This window comes from Streptomyces atratus, from assembly GCF_040655115.1.
Taxonomy (GTDB): domain Bacteria; phylum Actinomycetota; class Actinomycetes; order Streptomycetales; family Streptomycetaceae; genus Streptomyces; species Streptomyces atratus_D.
In genome coordinates, this window is sequence record NZ_JBFAJH010000004.1 from 265,361 (window position 1) to 280,716 (window position 15,356).

Below are 15,356 nucleotides of genomic sequence, written 5' to 3' on the forward strand. Positions count from 1 at the left end.
AAGGACGTCGCGGGGTTCGGGTCGGCGATCTTCAAGGACAGCGCCTGGTTCGAGTCGGCGACCTTCGGGGGCGCTGCCGGGTTCGAGTCGGCAACCTTCGAGCGCGACGCCCGGTTCGTACAGGCGGTTTTCGAGCGGGCAGACAGCGTCGGGCCCTTGGTGTGCTCTGGGCGTGTGGTGCTGTCCGGGGCGGTGTTCAGTGGTCCGGTGACGCTCTCGTTCGCTGGGCGCCGAGTGGAGTGCCGGCGGACGCGTTGGTCGTCAACGGCCGAGCTGCGCCTGCGCTATGCCACGGTGGACTTCGCCCACGCAGTCTTCGAATACCCCCTTACGATCGCCGCAGAACCTGATCTCTTCCTTCTCCCCGACGGACAACCAGTCGGGGAACAGGCGTGTGCCGGTACACCCGACGCCGCTGTACGGCTGGCATCGCTGCGCGGAGTGGACGCGGCCCACTTGGTCCTCGCTGACGTCGACCTGTCGGGGTGCCTGTTCACCGGGACAGTGCATCTCGACCAGCTACGGCTGGAGGGCACATGCTCTTTCGCCGACGTCCCGCCCGGCCTGCACTGGCGGCGCTGGCGCCCGGTGCGGTTCACGCAGCGCCACACCCTCGCTGAGGAACACCACTGGCGCGCGCGACAGTCGGCAGCGGTCCCCGGTTGGAACACGGCGACACCCGGTGCCGGGCATGCTGGCCCGGCACAGCTGGCGCCGGTGTACCGTGCGCTGCGCAAGGCCTTCGAGGACGGCAAGAACGAGCCGGGGGCGGCGGATTTCTACTACGGCGAGATGGAGATGCGCCGCCATGACCGTACCGGCACCAGCCGCTCTGAACGTGGGCTGCTGCACGGCTACTGGCTGCTGTCCGGCTACGGCCTGCGCGCCTCCCGGGCCCTGGGCTGGCTAGTTGCCGCGATGCTCGTCACCATCCTTCTGCTGATGGGCTTCGGACTCCCCGGCCACTCCCCGAAGCAGGAGGCGACCGGCACCGTGCCGCCGGGGGGAGGCAGGATCACCTTCGAGATCGACAAGGAGGACCCGCAGAACCCCATCGGGTACAGGATCACCGGCGACCGCTTCGAGAAAGCTCTGAACGTCACGCTCAACTCCGTCGTGTTCCGCTCCAGCGGACAGGACCTGACTACCGCCGGCACCTACATCGAGATGGCCTCCCGCCTGATGGAACCCACCCTGCTCGCCCTCGCAGCCCTCGCCGTCCGCGGACGCATCAAACGCTGACCGCTCGCCACCACGTGCCCCACCATCACCAACCGTGCCGCTGCCCCCCGGAGGGCCAATTATCTCTGCGCAAAATGGCCAACTGTCTTTGAGCGAGCCCGGTCACCAGCGGCCTTGCACCGCCTCTGGCCAACTATCGCTGAAGGTCACAAAGGCGTGCACGTCTTCACCGGCCGGGCCGACAGCCGCAGCGCCGCCGTCCAGGCCGCGCTCGAGGTCTGCGACGCGGCGCGCGCCGCGTCGCAGGCCGGGCTCGAGATTCCCCACGGGCGCCCGGACGGTTGGGGCGCCTGCGGCTACCGGCCCGGCTGGGAGCTCGACTGGCCCGCCGCGCAGGCCGGCCCCGGGAGGAGCCCGTACAGCTGGCTCAACTCCAGGCCCATCGACCTGTAGCTCTGCCCCGAAACAGCCGCTCTGCTTGGCGGCTTCGACGACTGTCCCGGGCCCATCCATCCCGTACGAGACGAGACGGAGAACCCAAGTATGTCGTCCCTCCTGCGCGTTCAGGGCCAGATCGGCCAGCGCACCCTCCTCCTGACCACCGCCGCACTGCCGTTGACCGGCTGGGCACTGCACATCCGGACGGGTATCACTGCGGCACAGCTCCCGGGCCTGCTGAAATTCTGGCACCGCGGCCCACCTGGCCCGGCCGAACACACCCGGAAGTGACGTCCTCGCCGAACTGCGACGCCGCGTCGCGGCCGGTGATATGCGCTGGGTCATGGACGTCCGGACCCTGTCCCGGGCCATCCCCGAGTACCCGGTCACCCACAGTTCCGCACAGGAGAGCCGGAGGGAGCGAGCTGATGAACGAGAACAACTGGCGGTTCGTCAAGAAGCGGACCGCCGCCGACGGCGCGGTGTACGTCTCCGCCGACGGAACCCGGTACCGGCGCACCGGCGGAGCCGAGCTCCAAGCGGAGGCAGAATTCCAGCGCCAGATTGCGGGCTTGGACTACCCGGTCCCGCACGTCCTGGAGGAGGGCGTCACCGACGACGGCCACTACTACGTCGTGGAGGAGTCGCTGGGCGACCAGGCCCTGCACGACCGGGCGGTGGCGTCACTGGACGGGAACCGCAACCTGCCCGACGACGTCGCCGACACCGCCGCGCAGGTCGCCGCCCGGCTGCTGCGCGCCCAGGCCGCCCACCTCGTTCAGCCCGCGCCCGGCACACTGCGGCAGTGGCTGGACAGCGCCGGGTTCACCCAGAACGTCTTCCAGGAGAACCCCGACCTGGACAACACCCGGACGCACGCTGCGCTCGAGCACGCGCTGGACCACCTGGGCACGGTTCCGCTGGTGCGGGGCCACCTCGACTACGGCCTGCCCAACGTCCTGCCGGCCGGGGTCATCGACTGGCAGCACCACGGCCTGGTGCCACTGGGATACGACGTCCTCCCGGCCCTGGAAATCATCGCCTTCAAGGGCGGCAACAAGGGCTACACCGCCAGCCCCGGCCAGCGGCGCCGCTACCTCGCCGCGCTGGACGACGCGAGCCTGAACGCAACCGGACAGCCGGTCACCCAGAACCTGGGCGCATACCTGCTCGTCAAGGCCCTGTTCTTCCTCGCCCTGATGCGGCCTACCGACCCCTCCCGTACGGACAAGCACCTGAAGTGGCAGTACCGCCGTCACCTCTTCACGAAGGGACTCGAGCAGTATGAGCGCACCGGGACGGTCGATACCGCCCTCTTCCCAGCCTCGAAGAGTTCGCCGCTGGGCACAGCGCCGGCGACCATCCGTGACCGCGACTACCTCCTGGACCGCGCCGGGGTGATCTTCAAAGTCATCGGCGATGTCCATCCCGGCACGCACTTCCTGGGGTACGTCAAGTACTACCCGGACGCCCGCGGCGACCGGGTGCTGTTCGGCCGGACGTACCGGCAGAACAGCGTCGTGTCCAAAGCGTTCGGGATCCTCGCCGACCGGCCCGAGTGCTAGCTCTACTCCCCCGCCGTGGGGTGCGTCATCACCGGCGTGCCCCGCGAGGACATCGTCACCCACTACTCCTGCCGCCAGACCCTCGCCGCACTGCACCAGGCCCCCGGCCTCCTGGACCAAACGGCGGTCAGCGAGGACCTGCTCGCCATCATCAACTGGACCGTCGCGGCCGGCGCTGCGGACGTCATCGGCGTGACCGGGTCCTTCCTGGTCGACGCCTGCAACGCCCGCTCCGACATCGATCTGGTCTGCTACGGGCCGCGCGGCTACGAGGCGGCGCAAGCACTGTTCGCCGAACGCGCCCTCATCCAACCGTACGAGGGCGAGACCCTCACCCGGCTGTACGTGCGGCGCGCCAAGTACATGGTGGGGGGAAGCTTCGACGCGCTCATGCGCCAGGAGGCCCGCAAACTGCAGGGCCTGACAGCCGGTGCGGGGGCGCACATCAACTGTGAGCCGCTGAGGGCTGACGGCGACAAGATGTTCGCCGGGGTGGTTGCCAAAGAGGTAGGGGCGATCTCCGTCCTTGCCCGGATCACGGATCACTCCGAGGGCCTGGTCACGCCGGCGCTCTACGGGATCGAGGTGGACACGGTCACGGAGTCCACGGTCGACGAGCCGTCCGTGTTCGCCCGCCGGATCACCCACCTTCGCAGCTGCCTCGGTGCGTACACCGGGGCGTTTCGCACCGGCGACGTCGTCTACCTGTCCGGCCGGTTGGTCCACATCCAAGGACCCGATGCACACAGCGGCTTCGGCATCGAGCTGACCCCGTGGTCGGCAGCCGAGTCCTTCCTCGCCAACCTCACCCGCTGAGCCATGCGCACGGCGTCCATAGCTCGCGTTCACGGTTGGCGGAACCTCCACCTGTACCCCCGGCGACGATCCGTCGGAGCTCATCCCCCGCACCCCGCGCGCTGTCCTGACTCACGACGTCTCCTTACGGCGTCCCCACCCTTGTGTATAGGCGGTCAGTGACCACCTATGAAACGCGGGTACGGCGCCTGGCCGCGGTCGGCGGGTCACCACTGGGTGATGAGCGGGGTGTCCGGTCCGTGCTGCCGCCAGGCTTCGGTGAGGCGGACGAGGCGGGTGGGGGCGGCGATGCCGCGCACGGTGGCGATCTTGCCATCGGCCAGATCGAAGGTCACGGAGCCGACCACCCGGTCGCCGACCACGGTGACGATGGCGGGGGTGCCGTTGACGAGCGCGAAGTACATGGCGGGCGTACCGCCGGCAAGGCGCCGCTTCACGGCTGAGGGCTTGAAACCGGCCCGTGCGACGGCGGCGATGCGCTCCGGAGTGTCGAACCGCAGCAGCGTCTTGGCCAGGCCCGCGCCGTCGGACACCGCGGTCGCGTCGTCGGTGAGCAGCGCCACCAGCCGTTCGGTGCGGCCCGAGGTGGCGGCGGCGAGGAACTCCTCGACAATTTTGTGGGCGGACGCTGGGTCGACCGGGCCGTCGCCGCGGCGCGCGGCGGTGATGCGGCGACGGGCCCGGTGGAGGTGCTGCTGGCTCGCGGACTCGGTGATGTCGAGGATCCCGGCGATCTCGGCATGGCTGTAGGAGAACGCTTCGCGCAGGACGTAGACGGCCCGTTCGACGGGTGACAGGCGCTCCATGAGAGTCAGCACGGCCAGGGAGACCGATTCGCGCTGCTCGAATGTGTCGGCCGGGCCGAGCATCGGGTCGCCGTCGAGGAGAGGTTCGGGCAGCCAGGCGCCAGCGGTGCGTTCGCGGCGGACCTGTGCCGAGCGCAGCCAGTCGAGGCACAGGTTGGTGACGACCTTGGTCAGCCATGCTTCCGGCACCTTGATCTGCTGCCGGTCCGCGGCCTGCCAGTGCAGGAACGCATCCTGCACTGCGTCCTCGGCGTCGGCAGCGGAGCCCAGCAGCCGGTACGCCAGCGAGGCCAGCCGGTTCCGGCTGGCCTCGAACCGACTGGTGTCGAAGCGATCAGTGGCGGTGCTGTCCACGTGGATCACCCTAGGCGGCTACGCGACCGCTCTTCTCGGCGGACGCATCCGGCGCGGCGGCCAGGCGGCGCTTGCGCTTGGGCAGGCCGAGGGTCGGGTGCGAGGTGCCCCACAGAGCCCCCTTTTCGATGGCCGCCTTGATCCGCGCGGCCTTCCGCCCGCCCATGTACTTCGGCTTTGCCTGCCCTTCGTCGTCGACCGACTGCCAGAGCCCGTCCCGCCGCCCGAGGCTGATGGCGTTGTACAGGTAGACCAACTTGACGTTCGCGATCTTGCAGCCGGTCAGGCGTCCCACGATCGCCTCGATGGCCTGTCGGCCGGTGTAGCCGGCCGAGCCGCAGGACATCGGCAGCGGCAGGCCGTTGTCGCCGAGGGCATGGACACTGTCGCCGACGGCGTAGACGTTCGGGTGAGAGACCGACCGCATGGTGCGGTCGACGAGGATCCGGCCGTTCCCGGTGACCTCCAGCCCGCCGGCGGCGGCGATGGGGTTGACCGCGAACCCGGCCGTCCACACGGTTGCGTCGGACGCCAGGGCGGTGCCGTCGGCGCACAGCACCCGCGTCGCTTCGACGGCTTCGACGCTGGTGTGCTCCAGGACGGTGACGCCCAGCCGGTCGCAGGCCTGGCGTAGGTGGCTGCGGGCTCCGGCGGAGAGCCGGGCGCCCAGCTCACCGTGGGCGATCAGCGCCACTGACAGGCCGGGCCGGGCTTCGGCGATCTCGGTGGCGGTCTCGATGCCGGTCAACCCGTCGCCGACAACGACCACACTCCCGCCTCCGCCCCGCCTGCCCAGGCCATCCAGGCGCTCGCGCAGACGCAGCGCCGAGGGCCTGGCGGCGACGTCGAAGGCGTGCTCGGCCACGCCGGGAACGCCGTGGTCGGCGACGTGGCTGCCGAGCGCGTACACAAGCGTGTCGTAGCCGAGGTCGCCGCCGCCGTCAGCGTCGGCCACGGCAACGACCCGGCGCTCGGGGGCGACGGCGGTTACCCGAGCCACGCGCAGCCGGATCCCCGTGCCCGCGAAGACATCGGCGAGCTGCGGAGCTTCGATGTCCCGGCCGGCCGCCAGCTGGTTCAGCCGCAGCCGCTGGACGAAGTCCGGCACGGCGTTGACCACGGTGATCTCGGTGTCCACCGGGGACAGCCGACGGGCCAGGTTCCCGGCCACATAGGCCCCGGCATAGCCGGCACCGAGGACGACGATGCGGTGCTTCATGTGTCGCTCCTGTCTGTTCGCTTGCCTTCGTGACTTGAGCGGAACAGCGCCCCGATTGCTGACAGGAACTGCATGTGGCATGGGTCACAGAGCGGCAGGAGCGTCGCCAGGCGATGCTCGCGACGCCGAGGCGGCGCAGATGCAGGCCGAGCGTGGGCATGCCGCTGGAGGAAAACGGGCTGATCAGTGCGTACGGGCTCGGGCGCCTGCGGTACGAAGGGCTGCGCACCCTGCTGCCGCTCAAGCTGGAGCAGCTGCGGCGCGCGGTTGATGCCGAACGCCAGCGCGCCGACGCGTAGGTACCTTGGCCCATCCCGCCGCACGGCTCAATCATCACGTGACGATTGAGCCGTGCGGCGGTACCGTGGCGACATCAATCATCACGTGATGATTGGCGGAAGCTCATGGCAACGTGCACCGTCTGCGGCAAACAGCTGCCCGCCCAGCGCGGCCCCCGTGCCCGCCGGTACTGCTCCCGCGCCTGCCAGGCCAAGGCGTACCGCACCCGGCAGCAGCACGCCGGGCACCGTGCCGCAGCGGCAGACGAACAGGCGCTGCTCCGGGAGTACGAGGGTGCGAGCAGTCTCACGCTCGCCGACGATCTGGCATCCGCCGCCCGCCGGCTCGCTGGCGCTCTGACGGCCGGATTGCCCGCAGACGACTTCGACCTCGGGATCGTGGCGCGCATCCCTGTCGTCCTCTCGGCCCGCGCCCAGCAGGCCGCCCCCACCGGCGAGGCGGTGCACGGCATCCCGGACACCACCGCCTCCCCCACGACGACAGTCATCGACCCGACCGAGCCCGCTGCCGACACCGTGACGGCGCCGACCGCAGTCTCCACCCCGGGAGACAAGATCCCGCCGAACCGGCTCTCCGCGCTGGCCCGGTAGGGACTGGGTACCAAGGCCCCGAAGCTGGAGCGAACCCCGGAGCCCAAGCGCACGGCGATGCTCACCGCGGTGATGCGCCACCTGGAGGCCAAGGCGATCGACGACGCCCTGGACCACTTCGAGATCCTCATGGCCACCCGATTGATCAGCACCGCGAAACGGTCCACGGACAAGCAGCGCCTGTCGACCCTGCCACAGCTGGAGAAGGCATCGCGGATCGTGACCAGGGCGGCGACGGTGTTCATCGAGGAGCTGGAGCTCATCGAGCAGACCGGCTGCGATGTCGACGTCAGCGCGCTGTGGCGGGCCTTGGAGGAGGTCGCACCCCGGGCCGCACTGTCCAGCGCGGCGGTCATGGTGGTGAGCCTGGTGCCGGAGGGCGACGACACGACCTAGACCACGCTGCGGAGTGCGCTGGCGCTGCGCTACAACACCGTCAAGCCGTTCCTGTCCTTGCTGGGTGAGTCGAAGGCGCCGGACGCTGCGCCCGACGGCCGGCGGATTCTCACCGGGGTACAGCGGCTCCCGGCGCTCTCGCGGAGGAAGGTGGGCGAGAAGCCGCTGCTGCCGCGTGAGGTCGACGACAAGCTGGTTCCGTCGCACTGGCGCAAGGCGGTGTACGCGAACGCGGACCTGCCGGAGGGGGCGGTGGACCGCGATGCGTACGCGGTATGCGTGCTGGAACAACTCCCACCAGCACGGCGCCGATAACGAGGAAGAGGACTATCTCTTCGATGAGCCAATCGGACATTTGCTTCAGGTCCCTTTCTTTGTGGATTCGCCGCGGTCGGCACTGTCGGTCAGTGACTCGGATGCGGTGGCCAGTGTTTGCGGCGTGAGGCACAGCGCGAACGGCACCACTTCGTAGAACTTCATCGCCTTGCCGTCATCTGACACTTCGATGTGGTCCGCGACCAGGCCAACCGTCTGCAGCCGTTTGAGGTGCACTTGGAGCAGCGCCCTGCTGATCCCTAGGTCCCGAGCCAGTTGGCTCACGTAGGTGGGGCCTGTTGCCAGGGCAGCGAGTACACGCATCCGGTGTGGACTGGCGGGGGTCGCCAGGACTTTCACCAGACTGTCGCCCGTCAGATCAGTAGTTTCCATAGAACTCCTCGGCACATGCAATGAATTAATGGCACGTGCAGGGAAGTTGTCAACTCACGTCTCGCAAACGGTCATTTATGACAATCACGGTGCGCGGCAATCGTTGGTTGGGGTCGGCGCCCGTGTCATATCGCCATCGATCGGGGCGCTGGGGCGCCTCCGTCGTGACCATCTCCGTAGGTGTGCCAGACCGCCGCGCCTCGCCATGGCCAGCGGTCGGGCGAATTTTCTGTGGCCGGAAAGCAACATGATGAGTTGAGACATCTATCCCGTTGTGCGAATCGGCATTTTATGACCTCTGCCAGAGGTCAGTACGGTCGGATTCATGGAGTGGAACTTTCAGACTGCAGAAGAACTCGCGGCTGCCTTGCGTGCCGGTGAAGTGACCTCGGCGGAACTGACCGATGAGGCGATTGCCCGTATCGAGCGCGACGACAAGGTGACCAACGCGATCTGTGTGCCGGACTTCGACCGTGCGCGGGCCGCCGCGCGCGGTGCCGACCAGGCGCGCGCCCGCGGCGAGGTCCGGCCGCTGCTCGGTATTCCGGTGACGGTCAAAGAGTCCTACAACATGGCTGGGCTGCCCACGACCTGGGGCATGCCGCAACACCGGGACTATGTGCCGGCCGAGGACGCGGTACAGGTGTCGCGGCTCAAGGCCGCGGGCGCGGTGGTGCTGGGTAAGACCAATGTGCCCTTGGGGCTGCAAGATATCCAGAGCTTCAACGAGATCTACGGCACCACTAACAATCCGTGGGATCACGATCGCACGCCGGGCGGATCCTCCGGCGGATCAGCGGCGGCCCTGGCGTCCGGATTCTGCGCGCTGTCCATCGGCTCCGACCTCGCCGGTTCGCTGCGCACCCCCGCGCATTTCTGCGGCATCTATGCGCACAAGCCGACACTCGGACTGGCGGCAACCCGCGGCATGGTCGCGCCGCCGGCACCGCCATTGCCGGTCGACCTCGACCTCGCCGTCGTCGGTCCGATGGCGCGCACTGCCCGCGACCTCACGCTCCTGCTCGACGTCATGGCCGGACCGGACCCGCTGACGCTCGGCAAGGCGCACGACTTGACGCTGCCGCCCGCGCGCCACGAGCGGCTCGGCGACTTCCGGGTCTTGGTCGTCGACGAGCATCCGCTCATTCCGACCGGGTCCGCTGTGCGGGCGGGCGTGAACCGGGTGGCCGACGCCCTTGTCGACGGCGGCGCCCGCGTCGAACGGCACACTCCGCTGCTGCCCGATCTGACCGAAGCCGCGACGCTCTACACGCAGTTGCTGTTTTCGAGCTCCGTTGCGCGTTTTCCCGTCGAAGCGTACGAGCAGCTGCGGACCCGCGCCGCCGGACTGAGCGCAGACGACCAGAGCCTCGACGCGACGCGGCTGCGTGGCATGGTGTTCAGCCACCGCGACTGGATCGAGGCGAACAACCATCGCGAACTCCACCGCCACGGCTGGCGGCAGCTCTTCGCCGAGTTCGATGCCGTGGTGTGTCCGATCACGCCCACTCCCGCGTTCCCGCACGACCACAACCCCAATGTGTTGGAACGCCGGATCGACATCGACGGCGTCGGGTACCCGTACTTCGACCAGCTCGTCTGGGCCGGTCTGGCCACTATGCCCGGCCTGCCCGCCACCGCCATACCAGCGGGCCGGTCCGCCGAGGGTCTGCCGGTGGGAGTGCAGCTCATCGGTCCGATGTTCGAGGACCGCACCCCGCTGCGGCTGGCCGAACTGCTCGAGCAGAAGATCGGCGGCTTCCAGGCACCGAAGTAGGGCGTACTACCGGGTGTCCGTCGAGGATGAGGTGCGGATGACGAGCGAGGGCTGGGGCCTGGTCCTGATGCTCGCGGCCTGGCACGCGGGACCGGCCATGCCGGCTGTCCAGTCGCCTCGACAGCCGGATCGTGTTCGCATCAGACGCGAAGCCTTCGCGTCTGATGCGAACACCGAAGGTCCACCAAGGATGTTGTCTTTCCTCTGACCAGTGGCTTTGTCCACGAGAACGAGCAGCAGATGTTCACCACTTCGGGAGGCGCCTGGGCGTCGGCAGATTCGAACGGTCGGTGAGTGTCGACAGCGTCTGGCGTCGTGCTCAGGCCCACCAGTCGTTACCGGAGTGCCAGTGCCGCACCCACTCCTCAAAGCCCCATGCCTCGTCCGCGGGCACCGGGATCGCGCCGACGTCCGCCACCATCCAGACCTCGCCGCGGCGGGATCCAGCAGTCAGCAGAATCCAGAACGACTGCCCGTCTTCAGAGCCGAGAACGACCGAACCTTGGGTGTACACGGTGTTGATGCGCGGGTCGTCGTCATCGACGGTGTCGTCGTCCTCCCATGGCCAGGCTGCTTCAAGAGGGAACGGTTCTCCTGGCGTGCGAGGGCCAAGGTCCGGCCAGCTCGCCGGCAGCCACCCGAGGGGCTGCAGGCCACCGTCCTCGGCGGGGCCGAGACTTGAGCCGTTACTGACCTCTGTGACGAATGTTCTGTACGGCTCCGGAAGCGTCACCCGGTTCTCGGCCTCCCACGCGGCGACGCCTTCCTGGCCCAGCGGGGGTTCGCGCCACTCCGGCGCGAACGCGGAACGCAGGAAGTCGACTGTGGCGTCATCAGGACGCTGATCAGGTGTAGTACTCACGGGAACATGCTGGCAGAAGAGACCACCATCCGTTCTCGCGCCCCATCACTGCCCCCAGGCAGCGTGCTGGACTTCTCGTGAACATCGAACAGGCGGCGGCAGCAGTGCCTCCCGAAGTGGTGAACATCTGCTGCTCGTTCTCGTGGACAAAGCCGGACCAGCGGGAACAACCCCCACGGCCCCTTCCTGGTGTATTCGGTTCCCACCCCTACGGGCGGCCCAGGCCGAGCGTGGCACCTCGTGCACGACTCAGTAGGTTCATGTGGAGTCGTGTACGACTTTGGAGGGGTGATGGATCGAGACCGCAAGGGGTTCACGCCCGCGTTTACCGGACTGCCAATGGGCCAGCGCCGCGGCTTCTCAGTTGCGGACGTTGAGGCCGTTCAGAAGAAGCTCACGGGGTTGCTTGCCGACATCGACGGCACGGCGTTCTCGGTGAACATCCCCCGGCAGGGGCTCTGGACGCGAGAGCAGGTCAGTCTGCTGTGGGGGCGAGTCCGGCACCTGGCAGGGGTACGTGCCCTGTTCGAAGTCGCTATCGAGCACGCCGGCGCGACTGTCACGTTTACCGAAGTCCTTGAGCGCTCAGGGCTCGATGAACGTCAGCAACGCAACGAACACGCACGCCTGAGCCGTGTTGCAGCGGAGCTGTTCGGGGAGAAGCGGTGGCCGATCGAGAACTGGCAGGGCAGCTACAACGGCAACAGCGGCAAGTCCGAGATGCTCTACCGGATGGATCCCCAGGTTGCCGACTGGTGGCGTGGCCTGACGAGCTGACCTTGGGTCTGGGCTCTGTGTGGGTCTGCACGGCCCGTTGTCGCCCCTCACCTCGTGGGGCGGCCGAACGACACATGAGGAGAAGTGAATGACCAACCATGCCAAGCCTCCGGCCGACCCCTACCAGGACGTGCCAACGACCGTGGTCTTCGACGAGTTCTCGGAGACGGCCACCACGCTCACCGGCCTCTTCAACGGCCGCTCGAAAAGGGCAGCGACCGCCGAGGAGCGTGAGGAGTGGTGGGACAAGGTGATGGCACTGCGCGACGCGCGCCGTGCCGTACCGGCCCACGATCGGGATCAGCTCATCGCCCACATCGTCCGATGGACCCGAGAGATCGAGGAACTGGAGTCGTCCGAACGTGGCTGAGGCGAGCAAGTACTTCCTGACCGAAGAGCAGTTACAGGCATTGTTCGACCACACGGTCCGGCGCTATGTCTTCGGTCGATACCAGCCCCAGCCGGACCAGCCGGTCCTGGTGCTTCTCGGCGCCCAGCCGACGGCCGGCAAGTCGCGGGTACCGCTGCACGCCGTTGATTTTGACGAACACCTCGTCCAAGTGCCACTTGTCACCAGGCCCCGGACGGCGCCGACGTAGAGCAGCGGCATAAGCCGGGCCGAACCGGCGCGTCCACTGGTGGACTGTCTCGTGGCTGACCTCGATGCCGCGCTCGAGCATCAGCTCCTCGATGTCGCGCAGGCTCAGGTTGAAGCGGTGGTACAGCCACACGCAGTGGGAGATGACCTCCGGAGGGTAGCGGAAACCCCGGTACGACGGCGTCACCACGGACAGCCCCTCCAGCGATTCGACCAGACAGATGATCACGCCGTCTGAGAAAGCCACCACTCAACCTGACAACGCCTCGAAGACGCCTCCTACTCCTACCTGGTCGAGAACCCACCGCCACCTCTGGCCGCGACCGCGCCGGACATCACCGTCTACGTCTCGGGACTGTCCAAGAGTGTCGCCACCGGCCTGCGGGTCGGCTTCGTCGTCGCCCCGCTGTCTGTGGTGCCGTCGCTCGAACGCGCGATTCGGGCGACCATCTGGAACACCCCGGCCCTCACCACCGCGATCGCCTGCCGCTGGCTCGACGAAGGCACGGTGGACCACTTGGAGGCGCGGAAACGAGACGACGCCAAGGCACGCCGAGCACTTGCCGGACAAGAGCTGGCAGGGCTCCCGCTCATCAGCCACCCCTCGTCCTACTTCACCTGGCTGCCGCTGCCCGACGACGCACGCGCCGATCGTCTGACCGCCACCCTCGCCCGTCAGCACATCTCGGTAACCACGGCCGAGCCGTTCACCACCTCGGTCCACACACCGCAGGCGATCCGCCTCGCCCTGGGCTCAACCGATCTGGACAGCCTCCGGTCGACGCTGTGTACGGTGCGACGAGTCGCTGTCGAGGACGCCTACGCTTGAACGCCTCTCGATCAGCCAATTCCTGCCCGCACCGGCGTCTGCCCACGAAAGGTCGTCGGCGCTGGAGGCCTGCGGAAACCTCGTGGCGGATCTTCCGCGGGGCCCGGTGCAGCCCGAATCGAAAGTCGTCACTGACTTCGGCGTCTTGGGGTCTGGATCTGTGTCGGGACCGGTGACGCGGTCCGTCCGGGCTGGTACGCCGAAGACATGCGGTATCCGGATGGGGGCGGGCTGACCGCCGAGCAGCGCAAGCGCCGGGAAGAGGTGCGGATGCGGACCGTTGACCTTTTCGAGGAGGACGGGGAAGTCCCGTGCATCGCACGGGAGTTACGGGTGAGTGAGAAGTCGGTCTACCAGTGGCGCCGTAGCTGGAGGACGGGCGGACGCGAGGCGCTGTGCTCCATCGAGCGCGATCAGTAGCCGAAGAAGTGACGCGGCACCTTTCTGACCTGCACGTACTCCAGCCGCCGCCCTTCTGGCCTGCGGGTTAGCGGTCGGCGGTTGTCGTCGCCTGTCATCGTTGAGTCCCCTCGCACGGCCCGGAGACGGCTCCAGTCGGATGTATCGGGGTCACGGCCCCCGTCTGGCTGTGCCCGGAGGTTGTCAGCACCAGGTGGCAGGATGCCGTGCTATGACCGCACCGATCAGTGAGTCGTGGACGCGAATCGAGAACTGGCTGGCCGAGCACGCCCCGGCGACCTATGCCGCGCTGGCGCCGCCCGCGGATCCGGCGGACATCGCCGCGACCGAACGCGTCATCGGCCGGCCACTACTGAAGCCCTTGGTGATGTCGCTGCTGCGGCACGACGGTCTCCTCGACCAGCGGGGCTCGCTGCTGCCAGGGTTCTACAGACCGATGAGTGCACGCGAGATAGCGGCCGCGTGGCAACTCTTCACCGGCTTCTACGACAAGCGCACGGCGGATGAGGAAGGAGAGGAGGTGGAGTACGACTTCATGAAGATCGGGGTCAGCAGCCTCCTGTACGGACATCCGCAGTTGATCCCCATCGCGCGGAACGTCGGCGGGGGTTGCCTCGTACTGGACCACCGTCCCGAGATCGACCGGGGGCGCGTCCACGAAGCCGAGGCCGTGGAAGGCATTATGCGCGTATCACACGAGATGTGGACGTCCCTGCCGCTGCTCATGGAGGCGATCGCCACGTCTCTCGAGACCAACCAGCCCCTGAACGGCTACATGCCGGTAGTTGACGAGGACCAGAGGCTGGACTGGAACCTCATACCGCTGCGCAGTGACCGGGGGGTCTGTAAAGTTAATGGCGGTTCTGGAGTTGTTAGTGGGTCAGCGGCAGGCGGCGGAGAGCCGACCGTCGAAGGTGATCTCGAAGGCGTTGAGTGTGGCTTTCCATCGCTGTGACCAGCGTTTGCGGCCCTGCCCCGTCGGATCCAGGCTCATGACGGCCATGTAGACGCACTTGATCGCTGCCTGCCCGTTCGGGAAATGTCCGCGGGAGCGGACGGCCTTGCGGATGCGCGCGTTGACCGACTCGATGGCGTTCGTCGTGCAGACAACTCGCCTTATTTCGATATGAATTGGAGAAACGGCACGAACTCGGCCCAGGCGTTCTCCCACAGCCTCACGATCGCTGGATACTTCCCGCCCCAGGCGTCACTGAACTCCAGGAAACGTTCCGTGGCGGCGTCCTCGGTCGGAACCGTGTAGACCGGCTTGAGCGCCTTCGAGATCTTGTCCCAGCCCTGCCGGGCCGCGTAACGGAACGACGCCCGCAGCAGGTGAACGACGCAAGTCTGCGTGATCGCCTGCGGCCAGACCGCCCCGACCGCGTCCGGGAGGCCCTCGAGGCCGTCGCAGACGACCATGCAGACGTCTTCCGTGCCGCGGTTCTTGATCTCGGTCAGCACCTGGAGCCAGTACTTGGCGCCCTCGCCGCCGTCGCCGGCCCACAGCCCGAGGATCTCGCGGGTGCCCTCGACGGTGACCGCCAGGACCACGTAGATCGGCCTGTTGGCCACCTTCCCGTCGCGCAGCTTCACGTGCACGCAGTCAATGAACAGGACCGGGTATACCGAGTCGAGGGGCCGGTTCTGCCATTCGTTCATGCCGTCGATCACCTTGATGCTCCTATCGTTGGTCAAGCGGCAGCGAGCCACTCGCGGTAG

The 15,356-nt window shown here is 67.8% G+C and carries 15 protein-coding genes and 4 pseudogenes; 13 read left to right on the forward strand and 6 right to left on the reverse strand.

Translation table 11 applies throughout. The features are described 5' to 3' along the window. The 5 genes from AB0I23_RS08100 to AB0I23_RS08120 all read left to right on the forward strand — a co-directional run. A partial coding sequence (locus tag AB0I23_RS08100) for a pentapeptide repeat-containing protein (RefSeq protein ID WP_359107915.1) occupies positions 1–1,242 on the forward strand: 1,242 nt, incomplete at its 5' end. A 156-nt stretch (positions 1,243–1,398) separates the two neighbouring features. Further along, positions 1,399–1,635 carry a hypothetical protein gene (locus AB0I23_RS08105; protein WP_359107917.1) on the forward strand — a complete coding sequence of 79 codons (237 nt, stop codon included), beginning with the start codon at positions 1,399–1,401 and terminating at the stop codon, positions 1,633–1,635. A 90-nt stretch (positions 1,636–1,725) separates the two neighbouring features. After that, positions 1,726–1,911, forward strand: coding sequence for a hypothetical protein (locus tag AB0I23_RS08110; protein ID WP_359107919.1), 186 nt, complete (start codon positions 1,726–1,728; stop codon positions 1,909–1,911). A gap of 137 nt (positions 1,912–2,048) precedes the next feature. Beyond that, positions 2,049–3,185, forward strand: coding sequence for a phosphotransferase (locus AB0I23_RS08115; RefSeq protein ID WP_359107921.1), 1,137 nt, complete (start codon positions 2,049–2,051; stop codon positions 3,183–3,185). A 15-nt stretch (positions 3,186–3,200) separates the two neighbouring features. Beyond that, positions 3,201–4,001 carry a hypothetical protein gene (locus AB0I23_RS08120; RefSeq protein WP_359107923.1) on the forward strand — a complete coding sequence of 267 codons (801 nt, stop codon included), beginning with the start codon at positions 3,201–3,203 and terminating at the stop codon, positions 3,999–4,001. A gap of 206 nt (positions 4,002–4,207) precedes the next feature. Here AB0I23_RS08120 and AB0I23_RS08125 read toward each other — a convergent pair whose 3' ends face one another. Further along, positions 4,208–5,161, reverse strand: coding sequence for a sigma-70 family RNA polymerase sigma factor (locus AB0I23_RS08125; protein ID WP_359107924.1), 954 nt, complete (start codon positions 5,159–5,161; stop codon positions 4,208–4,210). Between the two features lie 10 nt (positions 5,162–5,171). Further along, complete coding sequence (locus AB0I23_RS08130; protein WP_359107926.1) at positions 5,172–6,380, reverse strand: NAD(P)/FAD-dependent oxidoreductase; 1,209 nt, start codon at positions 6,378–6,380, stop codon at positions 5,172–5,174. A 74-nt stretch (positions 6,381–6,454) separates the two neighbouring features. Here AB0I23_RS08130 and AB0I23_RS08135 point away from each other — a divergent pair, with 74 nt between their 5' ends. Then, positions 6,455–6,679 carry a hypothetical protein gene (locus AB0I23_RS08135; RefSeq protein WP_359107928.1) on the forward strand — a complete coding sequence of 75 codons (225 nt, stop codon included), beginning with the start codon at positions 6,455–6,457 and terminating at the stop codon, positions 6,677–6,679. Positions 6,680–7,231: 552 nt separating this feature from the next. Next, positions 7,232–7,960: pseudogene (locus AB0I23_RS08140) on the forward strand (Tn3 family transposase); the annotation flags it as partial. A gap of 66 nt (positions 7,961–8,026) precedes the next feature. Here the strand turns inward: AB0I23_RS08140 and AB0I23_RS08145 are convergent. Further along, a complete protein-coding gene (locus AB0I23_RS08145) occupies positions 8,027–8,374 on the reverse strand; it encodes an ArsR/SmtB family transcription factor (protein ID WP_359107930.1) in 348 nt (115 codons plus the stop codon). A gap of 325 nt (positions 8,375–8,699) precedes the next feature. Here AB0I23_RS08145 and AB0I23_RS08150 point away from each other — a divergent pair, with 325 nt between their 5' ends. Next, positions 8,700–10,151, forward strand: a complete 1,452-nt coding sequence (locus tag AB0I23_RS08150; RefSeq protein WP_359107932.1) for an amidase — start codon at positions 8,700–8,702, stop codon at positions 10,149–10,151. A 319-nt stretch (positions 10,152–10,470) separates the two neighbouring features. Here AB0I23_RS08150 and AB0I23_RS08155 read toward each other — a convergent pair whose 3' ends face one another. After that, on the reverse strand, positions 10,471–11,013 hold the full coding sequence (locus tag AB0I23_RS08155) for an SMI1/KNR4 family protein (RefSeq protein WP_359107934.1): 543 nt from the start codon (positions 11,011–11,013) through the stop codon (positions 10,471–10,473). Positions 11,014–11,304: 291 nt separating this feature from the next. Here AB0I23_RS08155 and AB0I23_RS08160 point away from each other — a divergent pair, with 291 nt between their 5' ends. Both AB0I23_RS08160 and AB0I23_RS08165 read left to right on the forward strand, forming a co-directional pair. Then, positions 11,305–11,790 (forward strand): hypothetical protein, encoded by a 486-nt coding sequence (locus AB0I23_RS08160; protein WP_359107936.1) that lies wholly within the window; start codon positions 11,305–11,307, stop codon positions 11,788–11,790. Positions 11,791–11,878: 88 nt separating this feature from the next. Further along, positions 11,879–12,160, forward strand: a complete 282-nt coding sequence (locus AB0I23_RS08165; RefSeq protein WP_359107938.1) for a hypothetical protein — start codon at positions 11,879–11,881, stop codon at positions 12,158–12,160. 148 nt (positions 12,161–12,308) lie between these two features. Here AB0I23_RS08165 and AB0I23_RS08170 read toward each other — a convergent pair. Continuing rightward, a pseudogene (locus AB0I23_RS08170) lies at positions 12,309–12,584 on the reverse strand (IS6 family transposase); the annotation flags it as partial. Between the two features lie 93 nt (positions 12,585–12,677). Between AB0I23_RS08170 and AB0I23_RS08175 the strand changes: the two are divergent. The 3 genes and pseudogenes from AB0I23_RS08175 (at position 12,678) to AB0I23_RS08185 (ending at position 14,592) form a co-directional block, all read left to right on the forward strand. Continuing rightward, positions 12,678–13,217 carry an aminotransferase class I/II-fold pyridoxal phosphate-dependent enzyme gene (locus AB0I23_RS08175; protein WP_359108039.1) on the forward strand — a complete coding sequence of 180 codons (540 nt, stop codon included), beginning with the start codon at positions 12,678–12,680 and terminating at the stop codon, positions 13,215–13,217. A gap of 207 nt (positions 13,218–13,424) precedes the next feature. Beyond that, positions 13,425–13,619, forward strand: a pseudogene (locus AB0I23_RS08180) (helix-turn-helix domain-containing protein); the annotation flags it as partial. Between the two features lie 229 nt (positions 13,620–13,848). Then, entirely contained in the window at positions 13,849–14,592 is a 744-nt protein-coding gene (locus tag AB0I23_RS08185; protein WP_359107942.1) for an SMI1/KNR4 family protein, read from the forward strand. On the opposite strand, the pseudogene AB0I23_RS08190 reads toward AB0I23_RS08185, so the two are convergent. After that, positions 14,518–15,311 (reverse strand): annotated as a pseudogene (locus AB0I23_RS08190) (IS256 family transposase); the annotation flags it as partial. The gene AB0I23_RS08185 and the pseudogene AB0I23_RS08190 sit on opposite strands and share 75 nt — an antisense overlap. Positions 15,312–15,356 lie beyond the last annotated feature (45 nt).